This window comes from Streptomyces sp. NPDC031554 (genome assembly GCF_055580685.1).
This window is the reverse complement of sequence record NZ_JBVIKX010000002.1, coordinates 41,377-60,161: the sequence shown is the minus strand read 5'-3', so window position 1 is coordinate 60,161 and position 18,785 is coordinate 41,377. Positions and strand designations below refer to the sequence as shown.

Genomic DNA, 18,785 nt, shown 5'->3' with positions numbered 1-18,785 from the left:
CGGACGAGCGGGGACAGCCCGTTCCCCACGGCGGCGGACCAGGGCGAGCCGCGACAACCCGCGCCGGGCCGGGCAGAGTCGTACCAGGCCAGGCCGGGCCGGGCCCGACCCGACCGAGCCGGATCGGGCCGAGCTGAACCGGACCGGACTGGGCTGGACCGGCCTGGGCTGGGCTGGGCTGGGCTGGGATAAGCCGGACCGGGTCAGACCGGAACGGAACGGACCGAGCCAAGTCGGACCGAGCCGAGCCGGGCCGCGTCGGACCAGGCCGGACTGAAGTGAGCCGGAACGGATCGAGTCGGACCGGACCGGGCCGAGCCGGGCCGAGCTGAACCGGACCTCACCCGGCCGGACCGAGCCGAGCCCGACCGGGCCGAGCCGAGCCCGACCGAGCCGACCCGGGCCGGCCCGGCCGGGCCGGGTCTGTGAGACGCCCCCGGAGGGGGCGGATCATTCGCGTGTCGGTGGGCCCGCCTGTGCCGGGCGCCAGCCGCGGGCGCGGGCTCGGGAGAAGGTGAAGGCGGCCCACAGGACGGCGAGGACGGCGGCGGAACCGAGGAGGACCAGCAGGCCGGCGCGGCCGGTGGCGCGATCGGCGGAGGCGGTGTCGCGGACCGTCACGGGGTCCGCGGCCCGTTCGGCGCCGGTGGCCGCGGCGGCGTCGCCGAGGACCGTGGTGACGGCGGCGTAGGGATCCAGCTGGGGGATGTCCGCCGGGTAGGCGGTGGCGGTGAGGCGGCGCGCGACGGCGTCGGCCGGGTCGTCGGGGTGGGCGGCGCGGACGGCCGCGGCGGCTCCGGCGGTGTAGGCGGTGGCCACCGAGGCGCCGCCGCCCAGGTAGTGGCCGTCTCCGCGCGGGCCGCCGGAGACCACCCCGGCGCCGGGGGCGGCCAGGTCGATGCCGTCGGTGGGCAGGGAGTCCTCGGGCCGGGTGCCGCCGGGCAGCATGTCGGCGACCGACAGGACGCCGGGTTCGCCGGCCGGCCAGTAGGTGCGGGAGGGAACGTCGTCGGTGCCGCTCCGGGACGGCGGGTCCGGGGTGGCCGCGGCGACCACCACCGCGCCCGCGCGGCGGGCCTCGGCGACCGCCCGGGTCAGCTCCGCGTCGCGGCGGGGCAGGGCCACCGCGACCGCGATCACTCCCGCCCGTGCCTCGGTCGCCTCGCGCAGCGCCCGTACGACCAGGCCCGCGTCGGCCCTGCCGCGCGCGTCGGTGCCGCGCAGGGCGAGGATCTCCGCGTCCGGGGCGACCCCGGCCAGGCCGGGACTGTCCCCGCCGGTCCCGGCGATCAGCCCGGCCAGGAAGGTGCCGTGTCCGACGCAGTCGTCACCGGCGGCGCCCTGGGCCAGGACCCGGCCGTCGAGTCCGGCGGCGCCGGTGGCGACCCCGGTGTCGATCAGCGCGACGGTCACGCCGGCCCCGGTGCTGTGCCGGTGCAGCCGGTCCAGGTCGAGGCGCTGGCGCGACCAGTCCTGCTTCTTCGCCTTCTCCTTGGAGGCGGGCGTACAGGTCACGTCGTCGGCCTCGGCGTCGAACGCGGACGGCATGGCGGGCAGTTGCTGGCCCTTCTTCCCGTCGGCCGCCGGCGGGCCCGAGCGGGGTGCCGGCTGCGCCGGAACGGCCCCGGTCAGCAGCAGGACGGCGGCGAGCCCGGCGCCGGCGACCAGGCGGGCGGCCCCGGAGGCGGGCCGCCTCACCGGGGAGCCGTTCCCGGTGCGGTGACGGCCACGTCCTCGGGGCGGAGGATGCGCAGGTCGTCCAGGGTGGGCGCGGCCAGCGAGCTGAGCCGCCCCGCCTGACGGGTGACCATCGACTCGACCACCTGGCGGGCCAGGCGGGCGTTGCCGAAGGAGCGGTCCCGGGGCAGCGCGTCGAAGTACTCCTTGAGCAGGGGTCCGGTGCCGGGCCCGCACTCGTAGCCCATGGCCGTGGCCTGGGAGCGCACGATGGTGACCAGTTCCTCGGAGGAGTAGTCGGCGAAGGCGATCCGGCGCGGGAAACGGGAGGACAGGCCCGGGTTGGAGGCGAGGAAGCGTTCCATCTCGTCGGTGTAGCCGGCGACGATGACGACCACCTCGTCGCGGTGGTCCTCCATCAGCTTCAGCAGGGTGTCCACCGCCTCCTGGCCGAAGTCGGCGCCGCCGCCGCGCGGGGTGAGGGTGTACGCCTCGTCGATGAACAGCACCCCTCCCAGGGCCCGTTGGAAGACCTCGCGGGTGAGCTGGGCGGTGTGGCCGATGTAGCGGCCGACCAGGTCGGCGCGGGCCGCCTCGACCAGCTGGCCCTGTTCGAGGATGCCGAGCCGGGACAGGATCTGCCCGTAGAGGCGGGCCACGGTGGTCTTGCCGGTGCCGGGCGGGCCGGTGAAGACCAGGTGGTGGCTGAGCGAGGGCACCGGCAGCCCGGCGGCGGCCCGGTGGCGGGCGGTGGTGATGAGGTTGACCAGGTCCGCGACGTCGCGCTTGGCCTCGGCCAGGCCGATCATGTCGCCGAGGCGGGTGAGCGGGTCGTCGGCCGGGGCGGCGGTCTCGGCGGCCGCCGCGGCGGCGGCGGGCGAGACGTCCTCCGGCAGCAGCAGCCGCAGGTCGCGCTCGCCGACCTGCGGCTGGGCCGCGAGCCGGACCGCCTGCCGGTCCACCATCTCCTCGAACACCCCGCGCGCGGCACGTCCGTTGCCGAAGCCGGCGTCCCGCGGCATCGCCCCGAAGTGCGCGGCGAGCGCCTCCGCGGTGCCCTCGCCCAGCTCGTACTGGTGCTGGGCGCACATGTTCTCCATGATCGCGACCAGTTCGGACACCGAGTAGTTCTCGAACTCGACGGTCCGTGAGAAGCGGGAGGCCAGACCGGGGTTGGAGCCGAGGAAGGACTCCATCTCGCGGGAGTAGCCGGCCGCGACCACCACCACGTCGTCGCGGTGGTCCTCCATGAGCTTCAGCAGGGTGTCCACCGCCTCGCGCCCGAAGTCGGCGCCGCCGTTGCCGCTGTCGGCGGTGAGGGTGTACGCCTCGTCGATGAACAGCACGCCGCCGAGCGCCCGTTGGAAGGTCTCGCTGGTCTTGATCGCGGTGCCGCCGACGACCTGCGCGACCAGGTCGGCGCGCGAGACCTCCACCAGGTGCCCGCTGCGCAGCGAGCCCAGTTCGGCGAGGATCGCCCCGTAGAGGCGGGCGACGGTGGTCTTTCCGGTGCCGGGCGGACCGGCGAAGATCAGGTGCCGGCTCATCGGCGGGGCGGACATGCCGAGTTGTTCGCGGCGCTGGGCGAGCTGGGTCAGGTTGACCAGGGTGCGCACCTGCTGCTTGACGTTCTCCAGGCCGATCAGCGCGTTGAGGGCGCCGAGCGGGCCGTCCGCGCGGTCCGGCGCGGGTCCGTCCGCGGCGCCCGAACCGGCGGGGTCGGTGTTCTCGGCACTGCCGGTGCCCCAGGCGTCCCGCTTGCCGTTGCCGGTGCTCTTCAGTCCCTCCACGGCAAGCCGTTCGCCGGGCGCGGTCTGCACCAGGCCGCCGCCCTCGTTCTCCCGGGCGAGGCAGTTCACGAGCGAGACCGGCGCGGTGGACTCCACCCGGAAGCCGTCCTGGGCGCCGCCGGTGGCCTCGCAGCCGCTGAGGGAGGCCAGCGCGCCCTCGCGCAGCAGGAAGCCGTGGCCCTTGGCGGCGTGCGCCACGGTGCGGCTGGCGGTCAGTTCGCCGCCCCCGGCGACCACCACCCCCTCCTCGCCGGACATCTCGACGCGGAAGTCGCGGACCGTGACGTTGCCGCCGTCCGCCACGACCAGACCGCCGCCGACGGCGTCGGAGACCCCGCCGCCGGCCAGGTAGAGGGTGCTGCCGGAGGCCACGTGCACCCCGGTGCCCCCGGGCCGGACGATCTCGCAGTCCTCGGCGCGGCCGCGGGCGTTCGCGGTCGCGGAGATGCCGTCGCCGGAGGGTTCCACCAGGCGGGCCCGGCGCAGCAGCGGGTTGGCGCCGCCGCGCACCGTGACGGCGGGTGAGCCGCCGATCACCTCCAGGCGGTCCAGTTCCGGTGCCGAGTCCTCCTCCAGGAGCAGTGCGCCGTGCTCGCAGTCGCGGACCGTCAGACCGGTCAGCGCCGGGGAGGCGGCCCCGGCGACCCGCAGCGCCGCGCCCTGCGCGCCGTCGACCCAGCAGTCCTCGAAGGTGCCGCGCGCCCGGTCGGTGACCAGGACGCCGTGTCCGCGGGTGCGCGAGACCCGGCAGCGGCGCAGCACCGGGTCGGTGCCCGAGGCCAGCGCGATCCCGTTCCCCGACGCTCCGGTGACGCGGACGTCCTCCAGGGTCGTACGGCCCGTGCTGCTCAGGTGCACGCCGGTGCTCGTGTCGTGGACCACGGTGCGGACCACCGTCAGGGAGCAGTTCTGCTCCAGGGCGACGGACGGCTTGTCGGTGGAGGAGATGTCGCAGTCCTCCACCGTGCCGCGGGCCTCGCCGTTGGCGAGCAGGCCGTTGCCGCGGGCGTCGCGCACCGTGCAGCCGCGGACGCGCGCCTCGCCCTGCTCGGCGAGGACCAGGCCGCTGGTGCCCAGGTTCTCCAGGGTGCAGGACTCCACGGTGGTGGGCGTGGTCGAGGTGATCACGATGCCCGCGCCCTGCGGGTTGCTCACCCGGCAGTCCCGCAGCGCGAGGGAGCCGGTGCCCCCGGCCAGCATCGCGGTCCAGGCCGCGCCGACGACCTCGCAGCCGTCGAACGCGGCCTGCCCGCGCCGCACGTCCACCGCCGGCAGTTCGGCGTCGCCGCCGCGCAGCGTCAGTTCGGACAGCATCACGGCGTCGGCGCGCAGCGCGAGCACACTGCCCGTGCGCGGCCGGATCTCCACGGTGCCCCGCCCCTCGGCGGCGGTGAGGGTGACCCTGGTCTGGATCACCAGGTTCTCGGCGTACGTCCCGGGCCGGACGCTGATGAGCGCGCCGGTACGGGCCGCCGCGAGTGCCTCACCGATCGTCCGGTAGCGGTCCCGGTCCCCGGGACCGACCGTCAGTACCTGGCGCGACACGCACCAACCTCCTTGCCACGGGGGCGTTCTCAGCGAGCACCCCCGTGGTCCGGGGGGCCTGGTCGGCGAGCCGACCGTGTCATCATGCCCCGCCCTGGGGCCGGGCGGGCGGTGAGAGCGGCGCTCTCGGCGTGGGGCGTGCGGTCAGACGCTCCACTTCTGGTTGTCGGTGCCGGCACAGGTCCACAGTTGCAGCCGGGCCCCGTTGCCCCGGTTGTTGTCCCTGATGTCGACGCACTTGCCGACGACGGTGTTGACCAGGTCGTGCGCGGCGTTGAGCACGAACTGCTGGGCGGCGTTGCCGTTGCACCAGGCGATCTGGATGGTCGTGCCGTCGTTGTAGTTCGCGTTGGCGACGTCGAGGCACTTGCCCTGGATGCGGATGGTGCCGTCGGAGGCGAACTGCCACTTCTGCGCGGTGGAGCCGTTGCAGTCCCACGCCCACAGCGCCTTGCCGTCGCTGAAGTCGCTGCCGGGTACGTCGACGCAGCGGCCCGAGAGGTGACTGCGCAGGGAGACGAAGCCGCTGAACGTCAGGGCCGAACCGGCGTTCGCGGCCTGGTTCTTGGTGCCCGACGCCTTGCCGCCGGCCGCCGCCTTGCTGCCGCCGGAGGCCTTGCCGGAGTTGGAGCCGGTGCCACTGCCGGACTTCTGCCCGCCGCTCTGCTTCGTGGGCCGGGCCTGCTGCGCGGTGTCCTTCTTCGCGCCGGCCGCGCTCCCGCCCTCGGCCGGGGCCGACGCGGCGGTCCCCCGCGCCGGCTCGCCGGACTTCGCGGAGGGCTCGGGGCTCCTGCCCGGGGACCCGGTGACGGGGGGCCGGGTCACCGCGAACTCGCCGGGCGCCTCTCCCGCGTCCCCGCCGAGGACGGTCTCGGCAGCCGCCGCCGTCGTCGTACGGGCCTGGTCGTCGTTCCCGCCGAGCACCAGGAACGGCACCGACACGAGCAGCGCCCCGCCGACCGCCGCCCCGGCCAGCACCGCCTTGCCCGGCCGCCCGGCCGGACCGGTCCGCTGCGGCCGGTCGATCGCGGTCGTGGTCATGGTCCGTACGAGCGCGGGCAGCCGGCTCTTGGCCGCCGCGGCGGCACCCGGGTCGGCCTCGGTCTCGGACCGGCCGCCGGCCACCGCCGCCCCGTCGGCGGACTCGCCGCCGACGGCCACGGACGCGGTCCCGGTCTCAGTGGTTTCGGCGGTCTCGGCAGCCTCAGTGGTTTCGGCGGTCTCAGCGGCCTCGGCGGTCTCGGCGGCCCGCGCGGTCGTCTCCCCGGCGGGACCGGAGCGGGAGACGGCGCCGGGCTCGGCCGCCTCCGCCTTTGGCTCCGCCTCCGCCTTTGGCTCTGTCTTCGGCTCCGCCTCTGTCTTCGGCTCCGCCTCTGCCGTCGTCGCTGCCGGACCGGGTCCGGTTCCCGCCTTCGCGGGTTCGTCTCCCGCCTCGGTGGGCCGGGAGACGGTGGCCGCCACGGCGGTGGCTGCCGTCTCCTCGCCGCCGGAGCCGGACTCCGCCCCTGGGGGGCTGGGGGGTTGCTGGGCCGAACGCGTCACGGGGTCCTCCCTGTGATGTGGGGCCGGGGTTCGGGGAAGTGGTCGTCGGTCCGGCCCGCGGAAGGGGACGGGGAGGGGGCCGCGGCCGGGGAGCCGGTGCGGTCCGTCGTGCCGGGGAGGGCCCCGGAGCCCTCCTCCGCGGCGTCCGAGGCGGGTACGGTCCCCGCGTCCGGTCCGGGTGCGGGTGCCGTTACGGGAAGGCTGTCCGCCGGGACGAGCAGGGGCGCCGCGGCCCCGGCGTTGACCATCAGCAGGGTGCCGGAACCGCTCAGTGAACGGGCCAGCTCCGCTGCCGGAAGCGTGTCATGGCCGAGTGCCTCGGACAGGAACTCGTGTGCCGGGGAGGTGAACAGCAGGACCACGGGCGCCCCGTCCCGCCCGGCGGCCGTCAGCGGCCCGCCGTCCGGTGCGCGCACCACCGTGACGTCCGCCTGCGCGAGCGCCGCGAGCGCGTCGTCCACCGGGCCGTAGCCGGTGGCGGCCCGCTGTGCCGCCGCGTCCACCGGGTCGGTGGGCTCGGGCCAGCCGAGCACCCGCGCCGAGGGCCGGTAGGCCGGGTTGGCGCGGTAGTCCCCCACGCCCCCGTCGTCGTCCGACCGCCACTCCCCCAGTACCGCCCACTCCGGCGGCGTCCGCTCCTCGGTCCACTCCGGGTCCACCACGCCGATCCAGTGCCCCGGCGCGCGGCGGGCGGCGGCCCGCACGGCCTCGGGTATCCCGGGGACGTCGCCGGTGCCGGCGACGGTCGTGCCGGGGACTTCGGGGGCCGTGGCCGGCCCGGAGCCCCCGGGCACCGCGGGCGGGGCGTCGCGCCTGCCCTCCTGCCGTTCTCCGGGCCGCATCTCCACCTGAACTCTTGGGTCCGTACGACTTCCTGGGTGCCGACCGACCTGCGCGCACGAAGGCACTGATCAGACCGGGAGTCAACAGGATGCCACAGCCGCTCTGTTGACGGGCGGCGGGGAAGGGCCCGTATCCGCTCCGGCCGTGCCCGTTCACCGTCCGAGTGGGGAACTTTCCGGGAACAGTGAGGCGTGGGCGGACAAAGCGCCGAGGCGTTCCCGACGGGAAAGCGGCCGTCGCCGGTACGACAGGTTAAGTTGGGCGTGCCGTCGGACCCGTCGGCGTACGGCCTCGCGGCCGGACGTCCGGGCCGGGGCCGTACGGGAGGACCTCACGGCCTGGGAAGGCCGTCGGTCCGGCCCGCGGACCCGACCGCCGCCGGGTCACGCGGGACCCGGCGGCCGGGATCGTGGCGACACGGCCCGCCCGGACCGGACTTGGGACCGGCACCGGCGCCGACGCCCGCCCGTGCGCCGGGCGTTCGTCCGGTACGCCGGCCGAACGGGTCGTCCGGGTTCGTCACTGACAGCTCCCCCACCGACTGCTCGGCCACCGAGGAGGAGTAGCGCATGTCCCCCCAGTCCCCCGCTCCCCGTGCGAACGCGGAGGCGGCCGCCGCCCGCACGGAGGAGACCGGCTCCTCACCCGTGTCCTCCGCACCGGAGCGGAGCGCCGGCTCCCCGGCCGCCCCCTCCGCACCGGAGGGGACCGCGCCGGGCCCCGCAGCGGTCCCCGAGGCCGGGTCCGGCACCTCCGCGCCCACGGCCCCTGCCTCGACCCCGGCCCCGGCCCCGGCCTCGACCGGGGAGACCACCGCCGCCCCGACAACCACGCCGGCCGCGACTCCGCCTGCCACCGTCCCCGCCGAGGCCACCGGGGCCACCGGGACGTCCGGGGAGGGCGGGGAGGGCGTCGCCGTGGCGGCGGCCGTCGGGACGGCCCCGCCGGGTGTCGGTGCCGGCACCGGCACCGACGGCGGGCGGCCGCGCAAGCCGATCCTGGCGGGGGCGGCGTTCCTCGGCGCCGCCCTGATCGCCGTACCGCTGCTGCTGGCCGGGACCGCGAAGGACGAGGGGCACCGCGACGACGCGAAGGGACTGGCGGCGGGCTCCGACACCGTCCTGAACCCGCAGTCCGCCCCCGCCTCCCTGGGCGACTACGTGGCCGGCCTGCCCAGCGCGTCGCCGAGTCCGGCGAAGCCGCGCAGGAGCGCGACCCCGAAGGCCGCCGTCCCCCAGCCCGTCGCGCCCGCTCCGGCACCGAGGACGAGCGGCCCGCCCGCGAAGAAGTCGACGCCGACCCCGAAGCCCGCGCCCAAGCCCAAGGCGACCCCGCAGCCGGTCTGGAGCACCGAGACCGTCTACGCGACCAGTGTTCTGGAGGTCAACCAGGCCTGGACCACCAACCGCATCCGCATGGTGATGCAGACGGACGGCAACCTCGTCGTCTACAACGAGCAGGGCAAGCCCCTGTGGGCGTCCATGACCTTCGGCCAGAACCACCGGGCGATCTTCCAGACCGACGGCAACCTCGTCATCCACAACGGCGCCGACCGTCCGATCTGGGCCTCCCGCAGCCACGGCCACGACAACGCCCAGCTGGTCCTGCGGGCCGACGCCAAGGTGGTCATCGTGCACAACGGCGGTGTCGTCTGGTCCACCTGACACCGGCTCCGGCTCCGGCAGCTGCCGGATCCTGGACGTGCGTGGGCCCCGGTGCCGTGGCGGCACCGGGGCTGCGGGGGTGTGGCCGTGAGGTGGTGGGGGTGGTTCAGCTGGTGGTGAGCATGCCTTCGCGCAGGCGGGTCAGGAGGCGGGAGATCAGCCGGGAGACGTGCATCTGGGAGACTCCCAGGCGTTCGCCGATCTGGGCCTGGGTGAGTTCCTCCACGAACCGCCAGTGGATGATCCGCCGGTCCCGCTCGTCGAGCGCGGCCACCATCGGCGCCAGCGCGTGGAAGTCCTCGATCAGCCCCAGGGCCGCGTCCTCGGTGCCGATGAAGTCCGCCAGCGCCGCCTCACCGTCCTCGCTGCCGCTGATCGCCGCGTCCAGCGACGCCGACGTGTAGCCGTTGGACGCCAGCCGCGCCTCGACCACCTCGTCCTCCGGCAGGCACATCAGCTCCGACAGCTCCTTGGTGGTGGGCGTGCGGCCCAGCCGGCTGCGCAGCTCCTCGTTGGCGCGCGCCAGCTGCACCCGCGCCTCCTGCAGCCGGCGCGGCACGTGCACCGCCCAGGAGGTGTCCCGGAAGAACCGCTTGATCTCGCCCACGATGTAGGGCACCGCGAACGAGGTGAACTCCACCTCCCGCGACAGCTCGAACCGGTCGATCGCCTTGATCAGGCCGATCATGCCGACCTGGACGATGTCCTCCATCTCCTCCGGACCACGGCTGCGGAACCGGCCCGCCGCATACCGCACCAGGGACATGTTCATCTCGATCAGCGTGTTGCGCGCGTACTGGTACTCCGGCGTGCCCTCCTCCAGCACCGCCAGCCGCCCGAAGAACACCTTCGACAACTCCCGCGCGTCCCGCGGCGCCACCTTGGAGGGATCGGCGATCTCCGGAACGTCCACCGCCCCCTCCACCCGCTCCACCTGCACGGTCGTCGTCATCATGTGCCCCTCCCAGTCCTTCGGCCTACGAACACCACCGGCCCGCCGTCGCCGGACCGTCTTCCCCGCAAGCACCCGGCTACCCCCTTCCTCCACCACCATTCCTCCGAATTTCCACGGGACGGGACCGGAGCGTCCGGGCCGGGCCGCTGACGAGCGCGGTCCCGCTCAGAACGGCCCTCCGGTGAGCCCTGGCCTGAGGTCCGCGAGCAAGTCGTCCATCACCGCCTCCTCCTCGATCCGGACACCGTGTTCGACGAGGGCGGTGGCCAGGGCAGGATCCCAGGGCGTCGCGACGGAGGGACCCGTCAGGTCCGGGGCCCGGTCCGCTGCGGCCACCGCGGCCCGGTAGTCGGCGGCCTCGTAGCGCCAGGGCAGCCAAGGGACGTTTCTCGCCAGTGCCGTGGCGATGCGTACACCACCCCAGTCGAAGTCCCCGTGGTGGAGCAGGCGGGCTCCCTGCGCGGACAGATCGCGCAGCAAGGTGAGGGCGGCGGCCGACGGCTGACCCTGGAGGCACACCATCGGCGGGCACTGCGAGCCGAAGGCGTCGGCGGCGGCGGACAGTACGGCAGGGTTCTCACAGATGTGGACGGTTCCGGTCGCCGGAACGGCGACGACCGGTGGGCGACGGGTGAGGAAGCGGAGCGTCAGCACCATGGGCTCCCCCGCGTCGGCCATCTGGTCGAGGGGCGGGGCACCGCGCAGGTTGAGGGTGAGGACGGTCGACGAGAGGTCGTCCCTGAGCAGCCCCGCCGAGGCCCATGCCTCCCGCCGCCACCGGGTGCCGGAGCCGTCGGGAAAGCCGGTGAGGGCGCGGATCCCGGACAGCACGAGGGTGGCGAGCGGTGTCCCCTCGTCCAGGGCGTGGGCGCCCGAAAGGTTCCGTGCCGCGAACGTCGCCCGTGAGACCGGGGGTGACACGGGCAGCGCCCGCAACGCACGCACGGCGTCCTCCACCAGGGGGCCCGCGATCTCCGGTGTACGGGCGAGGCGCCGTACGAGACCCTCACCGCGGATCCGCTCGGCCCAGCGGGCCGGCTCCCCGTCGAGGGCGTCGAACGGGGCGTACGCCTCCTCCCAGGCCTGTTCCTCCCTGCCGCGCGCCTCGGCGTGGAGCACGACCGGGCCGGTGAGGGCCACCACGGCCGCCTCCAGTCCGTCGGGGCTGACACCGGAACGGCGCAGGATCGCGTCCACGGTGGCGAGACGGACGCCGAGGGAACCCCGGGACCGTGGGGCACGTCCCAGCAGACGGTCGGCGGCGCGGCGCTGTGATTCGCCGGGATCGGACAGGGTGACGGTGCCGGTGAGCGGCCGTCCGCGTACCAGCCGTTCCCGGACGCGGTCCACGAACCAGGCGAGGCCGGGGTCGCCGAGCAGGCGGGCGAGACGCTCGGTGTCGACGCCGGTGCGGGCCTCCGGCGATGACGGGTCCCTCGTCGCCCGGTCTCCCTCACGACCGGGAGGGGGTGTCGGACGGTTCACGTCCACAGGGATCCCTGCCCGCCGGCGCCGTCGACGATGTCGGTCCGCTCGGGCCGGCCGGGAGGACTCGCCGCCCCGTCGGCCCGCTCGCCGGAGCGGCCGGCCACCGCCCCGGGCAGGCCCGTTCGCGCGCCGGGCTCCGTGCCGCGCCGCCGTTCGCCGCCGTCCCATTCCCACCGCGTCACCAGCACGGCGTCGATGTCGTCGACGCGGGAGAGCTGCGCGATGGCGATGCCCGGCACCTGGGGGTAGCAGGCCCATTCGCGTTCGCTCGTCATGACGACGTCGAGGTCGAAGGCGCGCAGCAGGCCCAGGCACTTGGCGCGCGAGTCGTCGTCGACACCGGCGAACGCCTCGTCCAGGGTGACCAGACGCGGGGCGTGTGCGCCGCCCGCGCTCGCGTAGTGCGAGGACGCGGCGGCGAACAGGGGCACGGACGCGGCCAGGACCCGCTCTCCGCCGGAGGCGGGTCCGGTGGCCGGCACCCACTTGCCGTGCTGGTGGCGTTCGACGCCGAACTCGTGCCAGGACCGGTAGTCGAGGGCTGTGGTGAGGTCCTCCAGCCAGCTGCCGGCACTGTCGTCGGCCTGCCGGCGGGCGATCTGCTCCTGGAGGAAGGCGCCGACCGCGGCCCGGTCCTCGGGCGACCACGCGTCGGCGGACTGGCGCAGCCGTTCGCGGGCCTGGGTCAGTCCCTGCGGCGCGCGGCGGGACGCCCGCCACACCAGCCGCAGTTTCATTCCCGTGGAGGTCGGTCGCTCCTCCAGCTCCCTGTTCATGGCGGCCACCTGCCGTTCGGCCGCCCCGATCAGTTCCTGGAGCGTTCCGGCGACCTCGGTGATCAGATGGGTCTGGAGGATCTCGCGCTCGTGTGCGGAGAGGATGCGGGTGAGTTCCGCGACCTCCACGGCCAGTGCCCCGGCGAGTTCGGGCACGGCCCGTTCCCGGCCCTGGTAGACGATGTCGACCCGCATGCCGTCCTCGCTCGGGCGGGCGGTGGCGGTGTGGCCGTGCCGCGACAGCGCGTCCTGGAGCTTGCCGAACTCCTCGCTCAGTTTCTTCTGCACGCGCTCCCAGGCCGCGTCGGTGTCGTCGGCCGAGGCGAGCCGGGACTCCACGGTCCGCGCGAGGGCGATGGCGGGGGTCGCCGCCCATGTGCCCTTGTCGTCGTCCGGTACGACGAGGTCGGGCAGCGCCACGGTGAGCAGCCCCGTCGCGGCGAACCGCTGGAACGCCGCGACGGCCTCGTCACGCGCGGCGGTCGCCTCGGTGACGTCCTCGGCGAGCCTTCCGATGCGCCCCTCCGCGCGGTGGGCCCGCCGCTCGGCGTCACCGTGTTCCGCCCGCACCTTCTCCTGTTCGTCCGCGCAGACCCGGGCCGCCTCGGACGTCTCCTCCAGCTGTCGCTGGAGTTCGGCGACGGCCGCACCGACGGTGGAGCGGAGCGTCGTGAGGTGTTCGTCCGCCGCCGCGGCGGTCCGGGCGGCCGCCACCGCGCGCTCGGCACGCTCGGACACGAGGAGTTCGGCCCGCCGGGTCTCCTCCCGCTCGCCGGTCACCGCGCGCTCGGCCTCCGCGCGCTCGCGCAGCGCGGGCCACAGGGCCGCCAGGAGGGCGGTGTGGTCGGCGAGCGCCTGGCGCACGGCGCCCAGTGCCGTGCGGTCGGCGGGGAGCTTCAGGGCGGCCGCCGTGTCGGTCAGTTCGGCCACCGCGCGCTCGGCCCGCAACGCGGTCGGAGCGAGTTCCGCGGCCCGTTCGTCCCGCCGGGCGCGGGCGCGGCGGACCGTGTCGGCCTCGGCGGTGACGCGTGCGTGGGCGCGCCGCAGCTCGTCGTCGCCCTCCAGCGCGCCGAGCTCGGCGTCCAGCACGGCGCGGCGCCCCGTCACGGTGCGGAACTCCCCGGTCAGCCGTTCCCGTTCCGCTGCCAGGTCGTCGATCTCGGCGCGCAGTTCCCCGACCCGGACGCGACGCGCCTGTTCCCGTGCTCCTTCTCCCACGTACTGGGCGCTGTCCTTGGCCCAGCTTCCGGTGAGCGCCCCGACGCGGAAGCGGCCGTCCGCACCGACCCAGGTGTCGTGGTCGTCGGCTTCCCGGGAGCTCTCCCCCGGCCCGTCGCCGCCCGTGGCCAGCCCGATCGACGCGAGCAGGCGCGCGACCGTCTCCTCCCCCACGGCGGCGGCCCCGGCGTCCGCGGGGTCGACCGCCGGACACAGCGCGCGGTCGAGGCCGGGCCCGCCCGGCAGCCCGACCGGGTCGAGCAGCACGTCGTGGCCGTCCGCCGCCGCCGCGGAGCCGTCCGGCCGCACCCAGGCGTCGAGGAGGCCCGACGCCTCCAGCGCGGCCTCCAGTCCCGCGCGGTCGGCTTCGGTGACCTGCGGGCGGAAGTCGACGAGCCGCCACAGCGGAGCGCCGGGACCCCGGTCCCGTACGCCGGGTGTGCGCGTGCGAGGGGCTGCCGGGCCGCGCTCCCCTCCCGCCTCGAGGGCGGTCAGTTCCTCCGCCGCCAGCCGCTGCCGCTGCGCCGCCGCCTCCTCACGGTGGGCCAGCAGGGCCGCCCGGTCGGCCAGGCGTGAGGTGGCGGCCCGGTGCGCCTCGGTCGCCGCCGTACGCGCCGGCATCGGGCCGTCCAGAGAGCCGGCCCACTCCTGTACGGCGTCCAGGATCCCCGGCAGTCCGGGCACCCGCAGCTCCACGCACCCCGACAGGTGTTGCCGCACGGCCGTGACCAGCGCACGCCCCGCCGCGGCGGTGGCTTCCTCCGCCTCGGCCAGCCGCTCCTCGGCGTGCACGACCTCCTCGTCGGCCTCGTCGGCGCGCATCCGGGCGGCCCGGTGCCGCTCTTCGGCGCGCTCGGCCCGCGCGGCGAGTTCCGCCACGTGCTCGACGGCGCGCCGCCTGCTCTCCGTCGCCTCCTCCGCCGCCCCGCGCAGGACCGGGTCGGGGGCTCCCTCGGTCCTGGGGACGTCGAGCCGGGCGGCCGCCGCGCTCCCGGCCACCCGGTGCCGGATGCCGTCCAGGGTCTCCCGGGCGGCCGTGAGCCGGTTGTCCGCGGTGCCGAGCCGGCCCAGGGCACGGGTGTGCGCCTCGGCCGCCGTACGCCGGTCGGCCTCGGCCCGCTTCAGCTCCCCGGCCGTACGGGAGGCGTCGTCCGCCGCCCGGTCCAGGGCGTGGGCGTCGCGCATCTCGGGCCGGGCCCGCAGTGCGGCGTCCTGGGCGGCCAGCCGCGCGGCCCGCTCGTCGAGGGCGGCGCCCCGCGACCGGGCCTCCTCGCCGTCCGCCGCGGCCCGGTCGCGGTCAGCCTGCGCCTTGGAGAGCTCCCGTTGCAGGTTCTCGTAGCGGGCGTGCTCCCGGCGGGGCAGGCGGGCGCGGCGCCGGGAGGCGAGGCGGGCGTAGCGGCGGTAGTGGTCGAGGAACGCCGAGGACGCCTGTTCGGCCTCGCGGGCCGCCCGCAGTTCCTCCTTCTCCTCGTCCAGCGAGCGGAACGCCTCCGCCGCGTCGGCGACGACCGCCTGGTCCATCGGCGGCAGCGCCTCGGTCAGCGCCCGGGACAGGGCGGCCTCGCTGGGGCGTTTGGAGAGCTGGGGCTGGCGCAGCTGGATCAGGAGGTCGACGAGGGCGCCGTAGCGCCGCTCCCCGAGCCCGAAGAGCGCTTCGTCGACGGCCCTGCGGTAGGCCTTCGCCGTGTCGTACACCGTGCCACGGTCACCGACGGCCTCGGCGAGCCGGTCCCGGGACAGGGCCGTCCCGGTCGCGTCCATCAGGAACAGGCCGGCGCCGATCCGCTGGTCGGTGACCGCGAACCAGTGCCGGGCGATGCCGCGTCCGGTGACCGCCTTCAGCCCGCACAGCAGCGTGCGGAAGTGCGCCTCGCCCGTGGCCGCGTCGAGGCGCCCGAACTCGATCCAGGTGTAGCCGAGCCGTTCGGGGTACGGGTGCGCGCCGCCCAGGAGCAGGTTCCACTCCATGCGCTTGCCCGGATCGCCGTCGGGTTCGACGCGGCGGGCGGAGAGGTCGCCGTCCAGCAGGAACGGCAGGGTGAGGGCGAGCACCTTCGACTTGCCGGTGCCGTTGTTGCCGCGCAGCAGCAGCCGGCCGTCGCGGAACCAGAACTCCTCGGCGTCGTAGTGGAAGAGGTCGACGAGTCCGATGCGCAGGGGGCGCCACCGGCCCGGGGCGGGAGCGGGGAGCGCGGGGCCGGGCAGTTCGGTGCCGGGGAGCGCGGTCACGGGGCGGTTCACTTCTCGTCCTTCGCGGTCGTGTCGGGGGAGGCGGCGGGGAGGCGGCGGGCGGGTCCCGGTTCCCGGACGACGGGCTCGCCGACCGCGTACCGCGCGAGGGCCGGCCGCGGGACGACGCCCCGCTCCGTGATCCCGGCGAGTCCCAGCGCCACCAGCCTGGTCAGCGCCCGCTCGACGAGTTCGGGTTCCGCTCCCGGCTCCCGCGCCGACTTGGACCAGAACCCGCCGTGTTCGGCGGCCAGTTCCCGTACGCGGACCGCCAGCTCCTCCGGTTCGACGGGCCCCGTCGCCCGGGCCAGGTGCCCCGCCAGCAGCAGGGTGACGTGGCCGTGGGTGCCCTGCTCGGGCATGCGTACGTCCGTGAGGTCGTCCAGGGGGTCGACCATGGCGACGCCCTCGGCGCGGATCTCCGGGACGAGTCCGGTCAGTTCGCTGATCCGCGCGGTGATGAAGCCGCGCTGCCGGGTGAGGTAGGCCAGTTCGTCGTCGGCGAGGTCGTCGTAGTAGAGCACCGGATCGTCCAGGAGGACGCGGGTCAGCTTCCAGCGGATCGCCCGGAACCTGAGCTCGTCGCTGTCGAGCGCGGTGCGCGCGGTCATCTCCGTCAGGCGTTCCTCGAAACCCCCGGCCTCGACCATGGAGGGGCCCCGCAGGGACGCCGGCATCCCGGCCAGCACGCGCCGCCGCACGTCGTACAGGGCGTCGCCCGATCCGCTGACGTAGGCGTCCTCGTCGCCGGCCACCCGCCGCAGCACCCCGAGCCGCAGCAGCAGACGGACGACGGCCGCGAGGTCGAGGCGCTCGTCGCGCCGCTCCAGGGTGAATGTGATCCCGGCGGCCACGAGTTCGGGATCGGCGGCGGCCAGGACGACCTGTTCGGCGAGGCGTCCGAGCGCCACCTGCGACTCGCCCCGTTCCAGCGCGGCCAGCGCCAGGCAGAGCAGGACGTAACGGCGGCGGGTGAAGGGCAGGGCGCTGCGGGCGGCCTCGCGCGCCGGGTGGGTGGCGTCGGTGAGGGTGCCCGGCGTCTTGCGCAGCCGGGCGGCGTCGGCGTCCGTGCGCAGCGTCCAGCCGACGTTGCGCTCGAACCACTCCCGCAGTTCGGCGGCGTGCCGGCGCACCAGCCGGAACTCGTCGGCGTACGGCCCGTCGGCGGTGAGCAGCGGCTCCTTCAGCAGGGCGCGTGCGGCCTTCTGCAGATCGGCCTGGCGCTGGCCGTCCAGGACCTCGGCGAGGGGGCCGCTCATCGGTCCTCCGTGAGCCGGTGGGCGGCGCCTTCTCGTGGAGCGGGGACGGCTGCGGGCGTGGCGTGATCGCCGCGCCCCGCCGTGAGGTCGACGATGTCGATCAGGTGGTCCGGGCCGCTGAACACCCCGTCCGGGGTCTGCACTTCGGCCGTCGATCCGTCGTCGAGGGCGGTCAGCCGGACCTCCATCGAACCGTCTTTGCTGGTGGCCGTGGTGGTGGTCGTGCCCGGCCGCCAGGTGGCGAGCGCGTCGCCGAGCAGCCGCAGGAACAGCTGGAAGGCGAGCGGGTCGAGTTCACCGAGCCGCGACAGTCGGACCGGCCCTCCCGTGACGAGCCGGTCCCGCGCCCGTCCGGTCTCCTCCGTCTGCCGGGCGGCGATCTCGGCGAGCCGGCGCTTCGCCTCGCCCCGGTCGGCCACCTTGCGCGGCTTGCCGCGCCGCTCGTAACTGCCGGTGCGGCGCAGCTGGGGGCTGATCCGCAGGGGCCGCGCCTCACCCCAGGGGAGGGAGGCCGGCTCCGGGGCTGCCGTCCGTTCGGCGAGGGTGTCGGCGTCGACGGTCAGGTGCCGTGAGGAGTGCAGCCCGAACGCCACCCGCCACAGCCGGTGCCGTGCCGCGTCGTCCGGGGCCTGGGCGAACCAGCGGGCCAGGGTGCGGAAGTCGGCGGAGCGGTCGGACCGCCCGGCCCGCCGCTCGTTCAACTGCCGTACGACGGCCAGCAGCTGCGGAATCGAGTTGAGCGCCCGCCCGCGCAGCAGCCTGGCCTGCGACTCCCTGCCCTCCCCCGACACGAACCACTCGGCGAGCCCGGACCACCGGGCGGCCCACCGCTCGTACGCCACCGCCTCCGCCCGCCCGGCGTCCTCGGGAGCCGCGTCGGCGGCCTCCCGGGCGGCGGCGAGCGACAGCAGCGGCCCCACCCTCCCCTGCTCCTCCAGCTCCCCGATCAGCAGGGCGATCCGCCCGCCGAGGGTGATGAGGTCCTGGATGAACCGCTCCAGGTACTGGATCAGCCGGTCCTTGTAGACGAGGAACGCCTCGACCTCGATGTCGTGCAGGTCGATGGTCCGCTGGAGCGAGCCCATGAAGGCGCGGGCGTTGTCCGCGAGGTCGGTGAACCGCGCCGTCAGCACGGACAGGGCGATGTACGCCTTGGCCGGGTCGGGCTCGTCCTCCGCGGCGATCACCAGGAGCGCCCGCAGCTGCGTGACGATGTCGTGCAGCGCGACCGCCTGGAGCTCGCCGCGCCGCCCCAGCACCTCGTCGTACGTCCCCAGCGCCGCCTCGGCCGCTTCACCTGCGCGGGTGAGCTGGTAGATGAACCGCCTGCGGTAGAAGTCCTCGACCGTCGTGACGTGCGCGTGGTCCGGGTCGGCCCGCAGGTTGCCCCACTCCACGAGCTTGTCCAGCGCCTGCGTCACCGCGTCGAGGCCGGCGGGCCGGCTCCCCGCGTCCAGGGCGGCGTACACGTCCTCCGGCCGCAGATGCACCGCGAACCGTTCCTTGGCGACGAGGAAGGCGCGCATGACCTGGCGGTAGAGGGGGGCGTTGGGGGTGGTGAGGTGGGTGAAGGGGGCGTAGTCGGCGAGAGCCGGGCCGCTGGGGCCGGAGGCCGGGGACGTCTGAGAGGTCATCGTCCCCCATTCTTCCGGACTCGCAGCCGCTCCTGTACGTGATGTCCGATGTGCGCGATGCCCGATGTGCGTGATGTCCGATTCTCGACCGTTGGGAGCGGCTCGCCCGGTCGGCCGGTCCCGACGGACTTGACGCCGGCCCGGTGCAGCAGCTCCTCGCCACCC

Annotated in this window: 10 protein-coding genes; 1 reads left to right on the top strand and 9 read right to left on the bottom strand. The window is 75.4% G+C overall.

Translation table 11 applies throughout. The features are described from left to right. Positions 1-450: 450 nt before the first annotated feature. The 4 genes from ACZ5FU_RS05825 to ACZ5FU_RS05810 all read right to left on the bottom strand — a co-directional run bounded on the left by ACZ5FU_RS05825 (position 451) and on the right by ACZ5FU_RS05810 (position 7,396). Positions 451-1,698, bottom strand: a complete 1,248-nt coding sequence (locus ACZ5FU_RS05825) for a S8 family serine peptidase (protein ID WP_451530600.1) — start codon at positions 1,696-1,698, stop codon at positions 451-453. After that, positions 1,695-5,012, bottom strand: a complete 3,318-nt coding sequence (locus ACZ5FU_RS05820; RefSeq protein ID WP_451530599.1) for a right-handed parallel beta-helix repeat-containing protein — start codon at positions 5,010-5,012, stop codon at positions 1,695-1,697. The genes ACZ5FU_RS05825 and ACZ5FU_RS05820 overlap by 4 nt, the downstream gene beginning before the upstream one ends. Before the next feature lie 144 nt (positions 5,013-5,156). Further along, positions 5,157-6,554 (bottom strand): ricin-type beta-trefoil lectin domain protein, encoded by a 1,398-nt coding sequence (locus tag ACZ5FU_RS05815; RefSeq protein ID WP_469044778.1) that lies wholly within the window; start codon positions 6,552-6,554, stop codon positions 5,157-5,159. Further along, entirely contained in the window at positions 6,551-7,396 is an 846-nt protein-coding gene (locus ACZ5FU_RS05810) for a type VII secretion system-associated protein (RefSeq protein WP_468833479.1), read from the bottom strand. Before ACZ5FU_RS05810 ends, ACZ5FU_RS05815 begins: the two co-directional genes overlap by 4 nt. Positions 7,397-7,966: 570 nt before the next feature. Here ACZ5FU_RS05810 and ACZ5FU_RS05805 point away from each other — a divergent pair. Then, entirely contained in the window at positions 7,967-9,061 is a 1,095-nt protein-coding gene (locus ACZ5FU_RS05805; protein ID WP_469044777.1) for a mannose-binding protein, read from the top strand. Positions 9,062-9,167: 106 nt separating this feature from the next. Here the strand turns inward: ACZ5FU_RS05805 and ACZ5FU_RS05800 are convergent, their stop codons facing one another. The 5 genes from ACZ5FU_RS05800 to ACZ5FU_RS05780 form a co-directional block, all read right to left on the bottom strand. Then, complete coding sequence (locus tag ACZ5FU_RS05800; protein WP_451778959.1) at positions 9,168-10,013, bottom strand: RNA polymerase sigma factor SigF; 846 nt, start codon at positions 10,011-10,013, stop codon at positions 9,168-9,170. A gap of 168 nt (positions 10,014-10,181) precedes the next feature. Then, entirely contained in the window at positions 10,182-11,501 is a 1,320-nt protein-coding gene (locus ACZ5FU_RS05795; RefSeq protein ID WP_451530502.1) for a TIGR02679 family protein, read from the bottom strand. Beyond that, complete coding sequence (locus ACZ5FU_RS05790) at positions 11,498-15,739, bottom strand: TIGR02680 family protein (RefSeq protein ID WP_468644228.1); 4,242 nt, start codon at positions 15,737-15,739, stop codon at positions 11,498-11,500. The genes ACZ5FU_RS05795 and ACZ5FU_RS05790 overlap by 4 nt, the downstream gene beginning before the upstream one ends. After that, positions 15,736-16,986, bottom strand: a complete 1,251-nt coding sequence (locus ACZ5FU_RS05785; RefSeq protein ID WP_451530504.1) for a TIGR02678 family protein — start codon at positions 16,984-16,986, stop codon at positions 15,736-15,738. Before ACZ5FU_RS05785 ends, ACZ5FU_RS05790 begins: the two co-directional genes overlap by 4 nt. After that, positions 16,983-18,620 (bottom strand): TIGR02677 family protein, encoded by a 1,638-nt coding sequence (locus ACZ5FU_RS05780; protein WP_469044775.1) that lies wholly within the window; start codon positions 18,618-18,620, stop codon positions 16,983-16,985. The genes ACZ5FU_RS05785 and ACZ5FU_RS05780 overlap by 4 nt, the downstream gene beginning before the upstream one ends. Positions 18,621-18,785 lie beyond the last annotated feature (165 nt).